This is a genomic window from Rhodopirellula sp. JB055, assembly GCF_043100905.1.
Classification (GTDB): domain Bacteria; phylum Planctomycetota; class Planctomycetia; order Pirellulales; family Pirellulaceae; genus Rhodopirellula.
Genome location: NZ_JBICHO010000223.1, coordinates 1 through 16,450, shown reverse-complemented (window position 1 = coordinate 16,450; position 16,450 = coordinate 1). Strand labels below are relative to the sequence as shown.

Below are 16,450 nucleotides of genomic sequence, written 5' to 3'. Positions count from 1 at the left end.
GCAGAGTTCCCAAACTCCGATCCATGGCCACCAACTCGCCATAGTGATTGAGAGAATGCGCATCCATGCCATCGACAATTTGCTGCAACTTGGCCTTTTCATCATCGTCCTTGCCCGCATCAACCAAAGCTTGCATGTCTTCATCGGATGCCACAAACGGACTGTGCGGGGTGCCATACCAAACCACCGCGAAAAACGGTTGTTGAGACCGTGCGGATCGAGACGCAAAGTCCAACGCTTCTTCCACGATCACTTCGGAGGAGTCGCCGTCAAAAGCTTCAAACTTTCCCCGCCGGCTCATCAACGGATCGCGATCAAAGAAGTTGGTCACCGACAACCACACATCAAACCCAAACCGACCGGGATGAAAGCGATCCTCACCTAGGATTGGAACCCCCGGCCCGCGAAGGCCATTGAGATGCCACTTACCAAAGTGACCCGTTACATAGCCAGCTTTTCGGATTGCAGATGCGATGGATCGTTCTTGATGTCGCAGGGCGTGACCATGCGAAGGCACACCGGTTCGCTCAGGCGAACGCCCCGTCAACACGCTGGCTCGGGTCGGCGAGCAAACCGCGGAAGCCGCGTAGAACCGATCCAGTCGCAATCCGCCGGCGGCCAGCCGATCCAGTTCAGGCGTCTTCAGCAACGGATGGTCAAAGTACCCCGTCTGCGCATACCCCAAGTCGTCCGCCATTACCAAAATCACATTGGGACGCTTATCCTCATCGCCAGAAACAGCTGAGCTCATTCCGGTGTCGCAAATCAAAGTCACGACGCCACACAACCATTCACTCGACCTCAATGACATGCTCGATTCCCCGGAATGAGTCCACAGCGCCCGCCTTCGATGCCGATCCACTGCGGAACCGTCATACGATTTCGCCGACGCCGACAGCGAAAACAGTTGACCATCATAGGCTCTCATTCACCTTTTTTCTTGGTTCAACCGGACCGTACACCAGAACCGTTGTCGATTCGATGGTCAAATCTCTGGGAGGTATTTCGCATCCGACACGAAAGTTCTGCATTCAAGTGCGAACGCAAGCTGATCGCCGAGGCGTTCGCCCTGAATCGCAGCGGAAAGATGCTGGTGAGCGTGATCGATGACGCCCATCTGATGAGCATCGACAACCTTCGCAAATTGCGACTGCTTCCGGAAGACTTTCCCAAGAACCACAAGCTGATCCTGGTCGGCCAAGTCGAGCTGCTGGCCGAATTGGACTTGTCGAAAAACACAGCGACGGTTTCTCACGCCACGTTTGGTTGCCGGCGCGGTCGCAACTGTACTTGATTCGCAAAAGCAGGGAACTGACTGAGACGTCTCGCCAACGAACGTCTTGGTCACTTGCCCGAACCCATCGTACTGCCGAGTGACTTGGTTCACGATCGATCCGCTACCGACCGTCGCATTACTATAGCAAGTGATTTCTGACACGTTGCCGCGAACGTCGTAGTTTTGCTCCACGCGGCGCACCGCTCCGTCCACGCCCGCACCCAGCGTGGTCACTCGGTCATGGGGTGGGCGCCCAGTTCGTCGTAGTCGTATTGGCGCGTCGAACCGTTCTGATCGGTTAGGCTGGTGCGGATGGAACCACCCGTCCGACAGCGTCGGGATAATTGGCTGAGAACTGCAGACGAGCATTCTGGGGCTCCAATAGGGTCGCTAAGTGATCGGCGTCCTACGAACTACTCTTTCGTGCAGATGAGAGATGCGGGCATCCGGCCAGCCAACGAAAATCGGCAGCCTGTTGGGAGCCTCTTCCCCGGCTCACTTTCTGGTTAATTGGTGTCCGACACCGTTGATCGCTTCCATCACACGGTTGCTTCCCCCCGAAACCTTATGCAGGTGATCATTCAGAAGCAAGCTTCTCGTCGCGACTCGGACGTTGAGCATTCAAGAAGGCAAGCACTCGACGAAATGAATCCCCCTCAAAGAATCGCTTGCCGCCGTGGCCTGCTCCTTCCAGCGTGATGAGTTCGACGTCCAGACCAGCGGCGTCGTACAACTCAACCATCCGGTTGCTTTGATCCACTAGCACCGTCTTGTCGGCGGTCCCGTGAAAGATCAATAGCGGCGGATCGTCGGAGGACACATAGGTCGCCGGGCTGGCCAGTCGCTCCATCGACGCAGCGACCTTCCCGTCTTTGCCGCCCAGCAACGCGTAGCTGCCGGATTGATTCGTGTACGCTCGCTCCGGCTGAGTCTTCCCACGCAGAACAAAATCCGATGGGCCGAAGTAGTCGATCACGGCCTGCACGCGAGAGGACAGCTCGAGGTTTCCGCCTACGTCACCTTCCAACTCAGCCACGTCGTCGGACGTGCCCAACAACAACGCCAGGTGCCCGCCAGCCGAACTTCCCGCGACCGCGATCCACTCCGCGTTGTAGCCATAACGTTTCGCATTGGCTCGCAACCATCGAATTGCCGCTTTGCAGTCGTGAACCTGAGCCGGGAAAATGGCCTCTTTCGAGAAGCGGTAACTCAGACTGGCCAGTGCGTACCCGTTCTCGGTCACCTGCATCAGCTTCGGATTGCGTCGCGAACCATTCCGCCACCCACAGCCGTGTATCCAAACGACAATCGGCGGAGCCTCTGACGTTGCCGGAACGAACAAGTCCAACTGAAGCAGGCGATCTCCCTCCTCGCCGGGAACCTCCGCATACACCAAGTCCCGGAACACCGAGACACGATGCACCTCGTGGGAGTCTTTTTCCTCGGCAAAACCCGCCTTCTGCAACATCAGTGAACACACGACAATGAGCAACCATGAACTTTGAATGCGTTTCATTTTCGCGTTCCTGACGGAGATCGAGGTGGATGAGGCTCATTGCCGACATCAGCGGAAAATCATTCTAACCGCGTCCCGAGTTCACTTGGTGTTCCACCACCCGATCCATTTCGCCACTCGACAACGCACCGCAATCGCCCCACCAACCCACAGGTCTCTCGTTGAACCACTCGCAATACGAACCATGGTTGATTCGCCCCGATCTGGACTTCCTCAACCATGGGTCCTTCGGCGCCACACCGCGTTGCGTGCTCGAAGACCAACGGCGATGGCAAACTCTTTTGGAAGAAGACCCCATCGAGTTCTTGGCCCCGGAGAGATCGCTGCTGCCTAAGCTCGACCTTGTTCGCAAAACAGTTGCGAATGAGATTCACGCGTCCCCGCAGGACATCGCCTTTGTTCGCAATGCCACCGAAGGGGTCAACGCGGTCGTGCGTTCGTGGCCGTTGAGATCCGGCGACGAGATCCTGGTGACCAACCACGGTTACAACGCCTGCATCAACGCGGTCGGGCAAGCCGCTGATGCCGCGGGCGCGTCGGTGGTCACTGCGAATATTCCGTTCCCCATTCGCGATCCCGAGGAAGTGCTGCAGGCGATCGAGCAGAGCCTCACGCCCAGGACAAACTGGATGCTGATCGATCATGTGACCAGCCCCACAGGGATCATTCTGCCAGTTGCAGAGCTGATTGAACTGGCTCACTCAAAAAACGTTCGCGTGATGGTCGATGGGGCCCATGCCCCTGGCATGCTGCCGCTGAACCTCGATGAGTTGCAACCTGATTACTACACGGCGAATCATCACAAATGGTGGTGCGGGCCAAAGGTGTCAGGGTTCCTCTTCGTCAAAGAAGACATCCAAAACGAAGTCCTGCCATCGATCATCAGCCACGGTGCGAACACGGAAGGCTACGGGCCAAGCCAATTCCAAAGTCAATTCAATTGGCCGGGGACCTTCGACCCGTCACCGCTGCTGGCCCTCCCAACGGCAATCGACTTTCTGGCCGGTTTGTACCCAACCGACGGCCCCAACCGGTTGGCTGGATTGATGCGACACAACCATGAACTCGCAGTGGCAGGTCGACGCGTGATTCTGGAGAAACTCAACCTCCCCGAACCAGCTCCTGAATCCATGCTCGGAAGCCTCGCGACGATTCCGATACCGGCTTGGGGGAACCATTCGCCCGACCGAGTCCGAGCGATAAAAGATACATTGCGATCCAAACATCACTTCGAACTACCCGTGTTCCGGTTCGACACCGCGAACGTCTGCCTGCGAATCTCGGCGCAAGCCTACAACACGCTGGAACAATACGAACGCCTCGCCGATGCGGTGGCCGAACTCTCGTAGAGGCCCGCTACCCGGCCAATCGTTGCTCGGATTGCGATGCGTCGGAGGTCGTGGGCATCGCCAGAATCGAAGGGCCTTCCTGACTGATTCGCTCGGTCTGCTTGGACAATCGACGAGCTTTCGTGCAAAGAAACACAAAGTGCATGCCTACCGGAACGCAAACCGCAATGAACGTTGACAGAGACATCTTCAGCACCGGCGAAGCCGCAGGCATACCATGTTTGGCCGCGACGTGAGCCAGCACCAACACGGGATGATGTACCAAGTAAATCGCGAAGGAAGCCGCCGCCAATTGTTGAGTGACCGGATCCAATCGCTTCACCCATCGGCACGCCAATCCGATCAATGACAACGCCATGCCCGTGGCACTCACGACGGTCAACACTGCCAAACAAAGCCAGGTCGATGAACTGATCGCGACCGGGAAAGCGGAAGCTTGCGCGGTGTCACTGAGGGCGGACTGTTCCAACGTCCAAATCCCAAGCATCGTCGCAGCGACACAAACCATCGCACTGGGGAACAACGCCCGACCCGCCAACCGAGTCAAACCTTGCAAGTCAGGATCGGCCTGAGCGATCAACACGCCCATCGCGAACGCACAACCGCTGTAAAGCCACTTTGATGGCACCGGCAAAAACGCGTGTTGGAATCCCCAAACGACTTCAGGGTGCGCACACAAGACTGCCACACCGACCGCGAAAACCAATGGCATGCCAACACGCAAAGCACGTGTCGGTTCCACCCGCTGCAACCAATGCCACCCTCCGGCCAAGACCGCGATGTAAAGGATCAAGTACTGCAGGAACCACAAATGCGATAAACCCCAAAGATGTTCATCCTGTCCCTCCGCAAATTTCAATGATCGCATTTGGCGCGGCGTGATCAAACCGTCCGCCAACCACCCCAACAACCAGGCGTAGAAATCGAACGGAAGCAAGAACAGAACCGCGAAAACGAGAGGCCAACCCAAACGCCGCGTTCTGGATTTCAGCGTCGCCAGTGGACCTCGCGACGCCATGCTGCGAACGGCCAGGAACCCAGCCATCACCAAAAAGATCGGCATGATGACAATCTCGATCGCCCACATCAGCGTGGTCAGCCCCAAGTGTGGCGTATCGGTTGTGGCCCAAATGAGCCCCGGCATGCCAGGACTGGAATACGGCACGCAGGCATGCAGCACCACAACGCCAATGGCCGCCCACGCCCGCACGGCATCCAAACCGAGCAGGTTGGTATTCTGGGGAGCCGATTCGGCAGAATCCGCTTGATTCAGACGAAGATGATTCGCGTGCATGCCCTTTCAATAACGCAATCCCAATCCCGAACGCCAGACGAGTCAGCTCGAAACCTGCCCGTGCAACTCGGCGTGAAACTCATTCACACTCCATAGGAAACCTCATGCCGGAGTTGCCGGAAGTCGAAACGATGTGCCGTGGAATTGCCCCGATCATCGGGCGAGAAATTGAGCGGGTTGAGGTCCCGCCGTGTCATTGCCGACCGATCACGATCGAACCCTCGGTTCGCACCCTCCACCGTCGGCTACGAGGGCGTGCCGTCACGGCCATCCAACGTCGCGGCAAACGAGTGATGCTGTGCTTTGACGATCGGTCGCGATTGGTCATCGAACCTCGAATGACGGGGTTGGTTTTGCTGGCCGATCCGCCGGATCCAGACCATTTGCGATTACGGATCCTGTTTCGCCCGCTGTCCAGTCCGCCAACAACTCCACCTCATGATATCCCGACTGAATTGCTGCTTTGGGATCGCCGCGGCCTGGGCACCATTCGCTGGATGAGCGAACAGGACTACCGTGAAAAAATCGATTCTCGATTGGGACCGGACGCGATGTCGATCACCGCCGAGGAATTGCGTCAGAACCTAGCGGCCTCTCGGCGGCCCATCAAAGTCGCTCTGTTGGATCAATCCGCCGTCGCCGGAATTGGCAACCTGTACGCGGCAGAGATTCTGTTCTTAGCAGGTGTGGATCCCCGCACACGCTGCGACCGACTGACCAAACCGCAATGGGAACGCATCCATCCCGCGATCACGCTGGTCCTGCAAGACGCCATCGACCATGAAGGCAGCACGCTGAGCGATGGGACTTATCGCAATGCACTGAATGATCCCGGCAACTACCAAAACATGCACCGGGTCTACGATCGTGAAAACTTGGCTTGCCCACGATGCGAGGATGGCGTGATCCGCCGCATCGTCCAAGCTCAACGAGCAACGTTCTTTTGTCCGGGATGCCAACGCAAAAGCGGTCGGCACCCCAGCGTTGCCATGCCAGACAACGTCCGGAACTGACCTCCGTCAGTCATTTGCCCCCGAAAATCCGCAAGCTCTAAGAGAGCCCCAGGCATCGCTTTTGAAGTTGCGTTTTTGCGTGAGGCATTGTTTTTTCATAACCCGACGCGTCAGCGAGGCGAAGTCAACGTCGTTTTTCCCTCGCTGACGCTTCGGGTTTTGAGAAAAGCGCAACTTCAAAAGGGATCGCCTGGGGTTTCGTTACGGAGATTTCGACACCCGCCCCGTTGGGGCGAAGTCGAGGAACAAAACCTGCGCAGTCCAAAGCGGTGTCAACACCAACCTTTTGACAGCCCAGCGGAAGCCCCGGTTCTGTGGCGTTGGAACCGAGGCGAATCCTAAGCCGCTCACCAAATGGACGGCCCGTGAGCCCTCCGGTCAGGCACCGATCAGTTGTCGACGCAGGTTTCCAGGAACCGTGCCAAGCGGTGGAAGTCCGATTTCTGCTCGATGAAACGAACCTTGGTGACCAACGTTTGCGGGTCGACCAATTCTTCAAACGGTACAAAGTGCAGATCAAATTGGCCCGAAACGGAAACCATCACCCCGTTGAGTTTTTCTTCCACGAGTGCCCGGTAAGCACCGACGCCGAGCTGTGATCCCAACATCACATCGTAGGCGTGAGGTGGTGCACAACGAGATTCGTATCCCATCTGCAAGCCGTTCACCTTGCGAGTCCGACCGGTGCGTTCGTTGTAGCGAGCGGCCAACAAACGAGACATGACTGCCGAGAGGTTCACCAACGAGATATTGATGTGGCCGTGGTCGTCGCGAGTGACACCTTCGAGGTACTTCGCGGGCAAGTACTCAGCCATCCCTTCGGCGATCACGATGGTGCCGTATTGGCGTCCTTCGCGTTCGCGAGCCAACATCATGTCGACCATTCGATCGATCACTCGATCCATCGCCATGATCTTGCGAGTCTCGCCGGTTTCCTGATTGACGACTTCTTCGTCCGCCAGGGCACCGGTGATGTCTTCGACGCTCAGCACCATGCTGGCTTCCCCAGCAATCGCGGCACCGTATGCCAACCACCCCGCACTGCGGCCCATCGCTTCGCACAAGAAATACGCACGTCCAGCGGCAGCATCGTAGTTCAAGTTGCGAATTTCTTCGGCCAAGGTTTCAACGGCGGTGAAGAAACCAAACGTGAAGTCGATTCCCGAGTAATCGTTGTCGATCGTTTTGGGCAAGTGAACCACTGGGAATCGACGCGCCTCGCCAGGCAAATTGTCCTGGAACATCTTCAGCTTGTTTGCGGTTTTCAGCGTGTCGTCGCCGCCGATCGAAATCAACGCGTCGACTTCCAACGAACACAGCCCTTCGTACACGCGGCGAAGCGGTGCAACCAACTCGGCATCTTTCAGATGCTCGGGGCTGCTGACGTGTTTGCCAGGGTTGGTGCGAGCCGTTCCGATCATGATCCCACGGCTGCTGCGAGCATGGGTCAGCGAATCGTGCGTGAACCGGATGTAGTCGGTGCCTTCCTGCAACGGCCCCGCTGCGGTGTACTCCGCCAAACGGCTGTAACCGTGTTTGATGCCAAAGACCTGAGCACCTTCTTCCAGGAAGGAAAACGCGGCGGTACTGATGACCGCGTTGGCGGCGGGAGCGGGGCCGCCAGCGAACAAGATCGCGACGCGTTTGATATCCAAATTGTGATGAGCGAGCTCAGCCACGATGACACTGCCTGGTGAAGAGGAATTTCAGAAGACGATCGGGTTGCGATCGAGAGCCCAGATTCTAAGCATCCACCTCGTTTCGCCAAGACGCCTGCCGATCCGGCATGTCCTGTCCCGATTTCAAGGTTCGTTTCGCTCGACGCTTATCATCACCCTCCCTCTGGGGAGATTCGAAATATAAACGGTGACTGGCGTCTGGGTTTCGCCCCGGATGGGGCCGTCGTGAGAGAAGGGGAAGTCCCTCGCTCACGCATTTTGAAGTTGCGTTTTTCTCAAAACCTGAAGCGTCAGCGAGGGAAAAACGATGTTGACTTCGCCTCGCTGACGCGTCGGGTTATGAAAAACCAATGCCTCACGCAAAAGCGCAACTTCAAAACTCACGCTTCGGGTTGTGATGGGTGGTTTTGGCCGACTCTGACGGGCAAGAGTGCCCATCCTACGTGGGTTGAAACGTTGTTGAGAACTGAGTCGACAAGCCGTCACCATTGACACTCTGATTGCGGATGCCAATTCGATTCTCAGATCGCACCGGGAGGGTCGAGCGAAGCGAGCCGTTGCCTGCTACGCCGCCGTTCGTTCGCTCATGTCGGAAACGCGATTTTCAGCGTCCCGAAGCGTCTCGATTGTCCCAGAGGCAGAAGGGGCTTGCCGGTTCTTGCTGCGACGGCTGCCAGCAACCTTACTGCACAAACGATCACAACGCTGGGCTTCTTCAGGATCCATCCGGAGTTCCATGACTCGCAGGGACTCCGCAACTTTCTCTCGCAAGTCGTCGATGGAGTCACCGGGAGCCGGAAAGATCGGATCGCCAAACAAGGCGTCCACTCGAGTGAATGGCAGCAGAATCTGCATTCGATCCCATGCTTTGGTCAGGATCCAGCGTCGACGCGGAATCAGGACCACGGGAATGATCGGTACGTCGGCTTTGATCGCCACCATGGCGATGCCCTTTTGCACGACACCACGCGGCCCGCGAGGCCCATCCACAGCAATCACACTTGGATTGCCGTTCTTCACGTGGCGAATCATTTTGGTCAGTGCGGTCGCGCCACCCTTTTCTCCCACGCCGCTGCTCCCGCGGATTGGCACGCAACCATTGCCGCGAAGCAATGGCATCAGCAAATCACCGTCTCGGGAACGAGAAACCATCGCTCCCACTTTTGGAGCCGACAACGACAAGGCTGCCAACTGATGAGCATGCAGAATCGCGAGCGCGTACTGCTTTCCAGTTCGTTGCACCAGGCGATCACGTTGGTCGTTGCGAACACGTATGCGAAACGTGAGCCGAAACAACTTGAACGTCACAGCGATGCCTGCTCCGATCACTGGATTCACGAGACGTGGGACTTTCATCGAGGTAAAAAAGAAAAAATCAGACAACGACGTAGGACAACTCAAAGAAACGCCACCACAAAAAGGTTTCCCCCTCGATGGCGAACATTGCCGAAGCGATCACAACGCAGGCAACTCAGTCAGCGAACTCTTTCCAGTCCACTTGTTTGTACACGACCCGGTAACCCATGGCCTGGTCAATCTGACGCTGAGCAGCGTCGTCGATGCCATCGGTCCAAGTCGATTCGATGTTCAGGTTTGCTTTCATGACCGGTTCGCCATTGGCACCCTGTCGGTCAATCGTCAATTTTGTCTTCACGCCAATCAGCGATTGCTTCCACAGTTCATCGTTCAGTCGCATCCGACCAAACGGTGGCAAACCACGAGGACGAGCGATGTTCAAACGACAGGCCCAATCCACCAACTGCGCGTTGGCAATCGCCATTGCTGGCGACGGTGGCACGACGCCCTCCACTTCATAGCGAACGCCTGGATAAGTCATCTCATAGCGATGATTGCCCAGAGATCGAACTTTGGCATTCATCCCCAAACTTTCCCGTTGCTCGGGGTCGGTGACCATCGCGTCTGCGCGAGCGGCCGCTTGCGTCAACAAGTCCATCGGCACGGAACAACGTGTCTTCGTTTGGCGGTCCAACAACACAATCACCGACTGATTCAAATCAAACACGGTCAGGAACCGTGGATCCGACTCCGGCACGCTGTAGATCACACCCTCGTGGAAAATGTTTTTGTGAACCGAGTTCGGCTTCCGCTCACCTGCGAAGTAAATCTTGGTGGTGAGCGTGAAGTTGGGCAACTCAATCTTCTGTGCCGTGACCGAACCACCGCTCAGAAGAACGAGCAAAACGGTGAGCCCCCATATCAATCCACTGATCCAGGACTTCCATCCCCGCGCAAGCGGCAACCTCGGCCGAACGGAAGTCGGCAAGTGACCTATCGGGGCAGAGAAAGAAAGCATCGCGGGACCCATCCAATTCAATTTGGGCATCGAATTCGTGCCTAGAACAGGGAATAGTCGACCGCAGTGGGGGGCGTCCAGACCGGTTTGTAATTCTTGACCTCGGCTTGTAACACCTACTGGTACTTTTTGCAGCCCACCGAAAACCAATCCCGCACCAGAAAACGCAAACTCCTTCCAACAAACCACTTACGATCGACTTTCCGATTCCCAGATTTCGTTTGGCATTACCCTTGCATTAGTCCCCCATCACAACCGCGGGTCACATCGATCCGATCTTCACAAACGACTCTCTTCTGGGGCAAAGGAAACTGCCATGTTGGTTCTCACTCGAAAAATCGACGAACAAATCGTGATCGGCGACAACATCAAGATCACCGTCATCAAAGTCCGGAACAACCAAGTTCGACTTGGCATCTCCGCCCCTCGCGACGTTCGTGTCCTGCGAGGCGAACTGGAACCCAAAGAAAACGCAGCAACCGAGACGGCGAACACCGAACTGGTCGTCGACCTCGACCTGAACGACGAAGCCACCCAGGCACTGCTCCAAACGACCGAAGAAATCGAAACCAACTACCGTCCTGGTGTCGCCAAGAAACCGTCTCAGTCGCCCGCCTCGATCGCCAAACGCACTCAACCTTCCCCTGTCGGGCAAACTCAACCCAAGGCAACCGCTGTCGCCAATGGTACCACCAACCGCATCGGACGAATGTTGCCTTCAGAGAACACCGCGAACCGCATGACCGCTGCAATCGATGCAACTGAAACAGATTCCCAAAAGTCCACCGAGGCGGAACTTCGCATCTACAGCGGCAAAGTCAGTCGTCGCACCGGCGAAGGGTCGCTCAATCGCAGCCCTTTGGCCAATTACTTCACCGCTCCCTGAGATTGAACCGGGGCAAACGCCCCGCATGCAGCCCGAAAGCAACACCTGTTCTTTTTTGCCTCATCGTCAATCGTGACCTAGGAAAAGGAGTCAACCTCACGAAACACCCTGCTTCGGAATCGCACCATGATGCCCGCTGCTTCGATCCTACTTGTCGACGACGACCAACACTTGGCAACCTCGCTGGGTGAATGGCTAGCCGAAGAAGGATTCGAAATCCACTTGGCTGGCACCCTTGAACACGCTCGCCAACAACTCAAACAACACGCGTTCGAACTGGTGATCACCGACTTGCGATTGGGTGGTGACGACGGGATGGCATTGGTGAAGGACATCAAACGCCACCATAGCGAGACTCCGGTCTTGGTCATGACTGGCTACGCAACACCCAACACGGCGGTGGAAGCCGTCCGCGCCGGGGCAGTGGATCTGTTGACCAAGCCGGTCATCGACGACGAATTGCTGCTCGCCATCGATCGCGCCATGAACCAGCGACAGATCGAAGCCGAAAACGAAACCCTGCGTCGGCAACTCGACCAACGCAGCGGCCTCGAAAACATCCTCAGCCATGACTATCGAATGATGAAAATCTTCGATGTCATCGACAGCGTCGCAGATGCCAAAGCATCGATTTTGATCACGGGTGAAAACGGCACCGGCAAAAGCATGATCGCTCGCGCGATCCATAATCGTTGCAGCCGACGCAGCGGACCCTTTGTGGAAGTCGCCTGCGGAGCCTTGCCTGACACACTGCTAGAAAGTGAATTGTTCGGTCACGTCGCCGGGGCCTACACCGGTGCCAACACGGACCGACGAGGCAAATTTGAACTTGCCGACGGAGGAACGTTGTTCCTGGATGAAATCGCGACGGCCACGCCCGCCATGCAAGTCAAACTGCTTCGGGTCCTGCAGGAACTCCAGTTTGAACCGCTTGGCGGCATGGAAACTCGCAGCGTCGACACCCGAGTCATCTTGGCAACCAACGAAAACCTGGACAAAGCGGTCGTGGATGGATCATTCCGGCAAGATTTGTACTACCGAATCAACGTCGTGAACATTGTCTTGCCGTCGCTCCGCGAGCGAACCGGCGACATTCCGCTGCTGGTCGATCACTTTCTTCGTGAGGCCGCCGAGACCGCCGGCCGAGAGGTCGATGGTTTTGACCGCGAAGCGATGAAGTGCCTGCAATCCTATGCTTGGCCCGGCAACGTTCGTCAACTTGAAAACGTGGTGGAACGAGCTGTTTTGTTGGCCACGGACCGTGTGCTCACCAAAGATGACTTGCCGCCCGACGTGCTCGGCACATCCGCCAACCAACATGCCTCGATCGGCAGCGTCGGACAATCACCGGGTGTGACCGCATCGAGTGGCCCGTCCTCCTTCAACCCAGCGACCTTGGATGGTTGCAGTCTGCGGGAAGCTCTCGAAGGTCCCGAGCGGGAAATCATTCTGCACTCGCTTCGTCGCCACAATTGGAACCGAGCCGCCACTGCGGACGAGCTTGAAATCAATCGAACAACGCTCTACAAGAAAATGAAACGCTTGGGTCTCGACGACCCGCGTCTCCAATACGCCAACCAATGATCGCCCGATGATCCCTGCCGCGCCAGTTGCTCTCACGATCGCTGGCTCGGATCCGTCCGGCGGAGCGGGATTGCAAGCCGACCTGAAAACATTTCACACGCTGGGAGTGTATGGCTGCAGCGTGGTGACACTGCTCACCGCACAAAACACGCTGGGCGTGCAAGGCCTGAAAATGCTCCCGGCTGATTTTGTGCGCTCACAATGGACCAGCGTCGCCAGCGATCTGCCTGTGGCAGCGATTAAAACGGGCGCACTGGGTAACGCTGAGATGATCGAAACGGTCGCGGCCTGCCTGGATGAGGCTTCCTGCCCGGTGGTGATCGACCCGGTCATGATCAGCAAACACGGACACGCCATCATCGACGATGATGCCATCGAAAAACTGATCGAGCGATTGTTTCCGCTCGCGGATCTGGTGACACCCAACTCGTTTGAAGCCGAACGGTTGGTCGACCACACGGTCCGCACCGAAGAGGACCTCGTCCATGTCGCTTCGAAATTGCTTTCACTAGGCCCCAAAGCGGTCTTGATCAAATCTCACTTGGGCGATGAATCGGTCGACTGTTTGGCCGACGCCAGCGGCGTTCAATGGCTGCGTTCACCACGACTGAAATCCAACCGGACGCACGGCAGCGGGTGCGTGCTGTCCGCGGCGATCACGGCGAACCTTGCCCAAGATGAGAACTTGCACAGCGCGGTGCAAACCGCTCAAACGTTCGTTCACAAAGCAATTCGCACAGCCCCCAAACTCGGCGAAGGCATCTCGCCACTTAGGCTTCTGAACCAAAGTACCTGAACCAACTGCAGGGGCTTAAAACGCCGCCTGCGGTGCACCGGGTTGCGGAATCCCTGGTTGGCCGGGACGTTCCCCTTTCATCATCACGTACGTTGTCGCGAACATCACACCGATGAATGGGGCAGCAAACAAAAGACCAACCAACAGCGCTAACGCTCCTGCGATGAAGATCACGATGGTGGCTATCCCCAAAACGAATGAAGTTACCCAATTCAATTTGCCCACCTCAAAGGCTTTCGAGAAGGACTCGAACACGCCGCATTGCCGGTCGACGATGAAGTAATAGTAGGGCCACAACAAAAGCAGAAAGATCATCCCGGGAAGGATCAGCAACAGAATGCCAAATATCGCACCGATCATATACAGAATCGTGCCGCCCACCACCGCCAACAACTTGTCACCACCGCTGAAAAGCGTGCCAAGTTCGGCAGGCTGAAAACGAGCCGTGGCCAAACAAATTCGCGCCATTCCGATTCCAATGAACGTGTTGACGCAGCTCCCCAGCAAACTCAAGCCCAGCGACAACAACGCAAACTCCATGCGATTGTTGTTATTCGCTGCCGAGTCCAAAATCGAGGTGACGATGTTGAAGAAGATGGAGACCGCACCAACTACGACAGTCGCTCCTACCAAGACACCCACGTTGCGTTTGAACGCCTGCCACGAGTGAGCAAAGACCTCACCAAAATCAGTCGTTGTCGGGTGATAACCACCTGTCGCAACACTAGCCGAAGCGTGGGACGTTACCGGCGAAGCGTAGGGATTGGCCGACGGAGCCTGAGGCGGTTCGTTGAACTCGGATTTGAATGCACCAAACGGATCGTCGCTGGGCGTGGGAGCCGACGGTCCGGGAATGGGCTGAATGCTTTGACACGTGGGACAACGCGCCGACTTGCCTGCGGATTCGTCCCCCACTCGCAACACAGCGTTGCACGAAGAACAATTGAATTGAATCGCCATGAGATGCCTTCGATGCGGAGCATTTGCAGAAAGGGATGCCTGCAGTGTAACGATCTCCGCCCCCGCTGTGCGAAGTCCCGTTCCCCCACTGCTATCTTTTCGCAGTCCAGTCCGGATTGCCGTATCGCTGTGTCACAATTTGTTCGGCAGCTTCCAGCTCCGTCGACTCCAGCGATCCAGCCTGCCAATCCACCCCAAAGATGGTCGCCAATCGCTGCTGCAAACCGCGAACAAATGCCCGTAAGTCCAGCGACCGTCCCGACAACTGTTGCATGCCGGGCAACACTTCCGCGTGAGGCGAAACACTCCACAGCAAACTGCCGTGCTGCAACAACGCTCCTTTCGTTCTTCGCTGGGCACTGCCAAGCACCTTGTAGCCGTTGACGATCAAGTCCTCGTCGGTACGGCGTTGAAAGCACAGGAAGGGCTCGAAACGTTTGTCCGCCTTGGCAGACACCGCCGCATCGGCTTCCATTCGCGAAACCGCGCTCGTCCCCAAAGTTCGAAACGGTTTCGCGTCGACCCCCAAAAACTTGAGCTCGTCCGCGATCGCTTCGTGCACGTTGCGATACGTTGCTTCCCGAGCCCCCGTGTCCGACACGTTCATCGGCATGGTCAATGACAGCGTCAGCTCCGCGTGATGCAGAATCGCGCCGCCGCCTGTGGACCGGCGAACCAGATCCACCTCGCCGTCCGCTCCCAGGGCGACGCCGGTTTGCTCCGCCCAAGCCTCCGCTTCGCCCAGCGGTTGAAAGTACCCCAGCGACAACGTCGGCCGTTTCCAGCCATAAAAACGCAGCGTTGGAGGTGCGCCTGCGGCAACGCTGTTGAGCAACGCCTCGTCGATCGCCATGTTCGCCGCCGCATCGTGCAGCGTCAGCTCGATCAGCCGGCCATGAACGGAGGGAACACCGCTCACGTCGCCGATTCACCCGCCGTGTCGGTCCATTTCAAGACTGGACGCCGAGCTGCCGTCACATCATCGGGACGACTGATTCGCGTCGAATGCGGAGCGTCGTGGATCAGCTCTTCGCCTTCTTCCGTGATTCGGAAGAGAGCTTCCACGAACGCATCCAAGGTTTGCTTGCTCTCCGTTTCGGTCGGTTCCACCATCACGGCTTCGTCCACCACCAACGGGAAGTAAACCGTGGGCGCGTGGAACCCGTAATCCAGAATTCGCTTGGCAATGTCCATCGCGGACAAGTGCTTTTCTTTTTTCAAACGCGATGCCGAGGCCACGAACTCGTGCATGCAACGATTGCCATGCGGCACATCGAGGAAATGCTGGACCTTGCTGAGCAAGTAGTTTGCACCGAGCACGGCGTCTTCGCTGACATGACGTAAACCGTCGCCACCGTACGTCCGCAGGTAGATGTAGGCTCGCACCAACACCCCCGTGTTACCAAAGAAGCTCCGCACACGTCCGATGGAGTCGTCCGATGGCGAAGTCAAATGATAGGTGTAGCGATCATCGTCGTCGCTCGCGTCTTCGTTTTCAACGCGAGTCACTACTGGACCAGGCAAGTACTTGGCCAAGAAGTCACGAACACAAATCGGTCCCGCACCTGGCCCACCACCGCCGTGAGGTCCTGAGAACGTCTTGTGTGGGTTGTAGTGCATCAGGTCCGCACCGAAGTCGCCTGAATTATAGAAGCCGAACCACGCTTCATCGATTCGCACTGTTTTATGAACTTCGCAATGAGTGCTTCCGCAATCTCAACTTCTCTTTCAGTAAAAGGGTTGGTTCTGCCTGCTGGCATTTCAACCATTGTCCCGTTGGGGG

General features: G+C 56.9%; 14 protein-coding genes and 1 pseudogene. 6 read left to right on the top strand and 9 right to left on the bottom strand.

Going from position 1 to position 16,450, the window contains the following annotated elements; all coding sequences use genetic code 11:
• Positions 1–811 (bottom strand): sulfatase-like hydrolase/transferase (locus tag ACF8AM_RS09335; RefSeq protein ID WP_392555378.1); only part of this gene is annotated, 811 nt, incomplete at its 3' end.
• Positions 812–1,093: 282 nt separating this feature from the next.
• On the opposite strand from ACF8AM_RS09335, the gene ACF8AM_RS09330 reads away from it, so the two are divergent.
• A complete protein-coding gene (locus ACF8AM_RS09330; RefSeq protein ID WP_392555377.1) occupies positions 1,094–1,294 on the top strand; it encodes a hypothetical protein in 201 nt (66 codons plus the stop codon).
• 559 nt (positions 1,295–1,853) lie between these two features.
• On the opposite strand, the gene ACF8AM_RS09325 is transcribed toward ACF8AM_RS09330, so the two are convergent.
• Positions 1,854–2,792: an alpha/beta hydrolase fold domain-containing protein gene (locus ACF8AM_RS09325; RefSeq protein WP_392555376.1), complete on the bottom strand. Its 939-nt coding sequence runs from the start codon at positions 2,790–2,792 to the stop codon at positions 1,854–1,856.
• A 188-nt stretch (positions 2,793–2,980) separates the two neighbouring features.
• Between ACF8AM_RS09325 and ACF8AM_RS09320 the strand changes: the two genes are divergently transcribed.
• A complete protein-coding gene (locus ACF8AM_RS09320; RefSeq protein ID WP_392555375.1) occupies positions 2,981–4,141 on the top strand; it encodes an aminotransferase class V-fold PLP-dependent enzyme in 1,161 nt (386 codons plus the stop codon).
• A gap of 7 nt (positions 4,142–4,148) precedes the next feature.
• Here the strand turns inward: ACF8AM_RS09320 and ACF8AM_RS09315 are convergent, their stop codons facing one another.
• Entirely contained in the window at positions 4,149–5,435 is a 1,287-nt protein-coding gene (locus ACF8AM_RS09315) for an acyltransferase family protein (RefSeq protein WP_392555374.1), read from the bottom strand.
• Between the two features lie 104 nt (positions 5,436–5,539).
• On the opposite strand from ACF8AM_RS09315, the gene mutM reads away from it, so the two are divergent.
• Positions 5,540–6,448, top strand: coding sequence for a bifunctional DNA-formamidopyrimidine glycosylase/DNA-(apurinic or apyrimidinic site) lyase (gene mutM, locus ACF8AM_RS09310; RefSeq protein WP_392555373.1), 909 nt, complete (start codon positions 5,540–5,542; stop codon positions 6,446–6,448).
• Between the two features lie 389 nt (positions 6,449–6,837).
• On the opposite strand, the gene ACF8AM_RS09305 is transcribed toward mutM, so the two are convergent.
• The 3 genes from ACF8AM_RS09305 to ACF8AM_RS09295 form a co-directional block, all read right to left on the bottom strand.
• On the bottom strand, positions 6,838–8,127 hold the full coding sequence (locus ACF8AM_RS09305) for a 6-phosphofructokinase (RefSeq protein WP_392555372.1): 1,290 nt from the start codon (positions 8,125–8,127) through the stop codon (positions 6,838–6,840).
• Positions 8,128–8,691: 564 nt separating this feature from the next.
• Entirely contained in the window at positions 8,692–9,465 is a 774-nt protein-coding gene (locus tag ACF8AM_RS09300; protein ID WP_392555371.1) for a lysophospholipid acyltransferase family protein, read from the bottom strand.
• Positions 9,466–9,598: 133 nt separating this feature from the next.
• On the bottom strand, positions 9,599–10,471 hold the full coding sequence (locus ACF8AM_RS09295; RefSeq protein WP_392555370.1) for a hypothetical protein: 873 nt from the start codon (positions 10,469–10,471) through the stop codon (positions 9,599–9,601).
• Between the two features lie 286 nt (positions 10,472–10,757).
• Here ACF8AM_RS09295 and ACF8AM_RS09290 point away from each other — a divergent pair, with 286 nt between their 5' ends.
• The 3 genes from ACF8AM_RS09290 (at position 10,758) to thiD (ending at position 13,707) form a co-directional block, all read left to right on the top strand.
• Positions 10,758–11,327, top strand: a complete 570-nt coding sequence (locus ACF8AM_RS09290; protein WP_392555369.1) for a carbon storage regulator — start codon at positions 10,758–10,760, stop codon at positions 11,325–11,327.
• Positions 11,328–11,453: 126 nt separating this feature from the next.
• Positions 11,454–12,911 (top strand): sigma-54-dependent transcriptional regulator, encoded by a 1,458-nt coding sequence (locus ACF8AM_RS09285; protein ID WP_392555368.1) that lies wholly within the window; start codon positions 11,454–11,456, stop codon positions 12,909–12,911.
• Between the two features lie 7 nt (positions 12,912–12,918).
• Positions 12,919–13,707: a bifunctional hydroxymethylpyrimidine kinase/phosphomethylpyrimidine kinase gene (thiD, locus tag ACF8AM_RS09280; protein ID WP_392555367.1), complete on the top strand. Its 789-nt coding sequence runs from the start codon at positions 12,919–12,921 to the stop codon at positions 13,705–13,707.
• Positions 13,708–13,722: 15 nt separating this feature from the next.
• Here thiD and ACF8AM_RS09275 read toward each other — a convergent pair whose 3' ends face one another.
• From ACF8AM_RS09275 to ACF8AM_RS09265, 3 genes and pseudogenes are all read right to left on the bottom strand, one after another.
• On the bottom strand, positions 13,723–14,667 hold the full coding sequence (locus ACF8AM_RS09275; RefSeq protein WP_392555366.1) for a hypothetical protein: 945 nt from the start codon (positions 14,665–14,667) through the stop codon (positions 13,723–13,725).
• Between the two features lie 91 nt (positions 14,668–14,758).
• Complete coding sequence (locus ACF8AM_RS09270) at positions 14,759–15,586, bottom strand: biotin/lipoate A/B protein ligase family protein (RefSeq protein ID WP_392555365.1); 828 nt, start codon at positions 15,584–15,586, stop codon at positions 14,759–14,761.
• Positions 15,583–16,314 (bottom strand): annotated as a pseudogene (locus tag ACF8AM_RS09265) (aminomethyl-transferring glycine dehydrogenase subunit GcvPB); the annotation flags it as partial. The pseudogene ACF8AM_RS09265 and the gene ACF8AM_RS09270, both read right to left, overlap by 4 nt.
• Between the last annotated feature and the right edge of the window lie 136 nt (positions 16,315–16,450).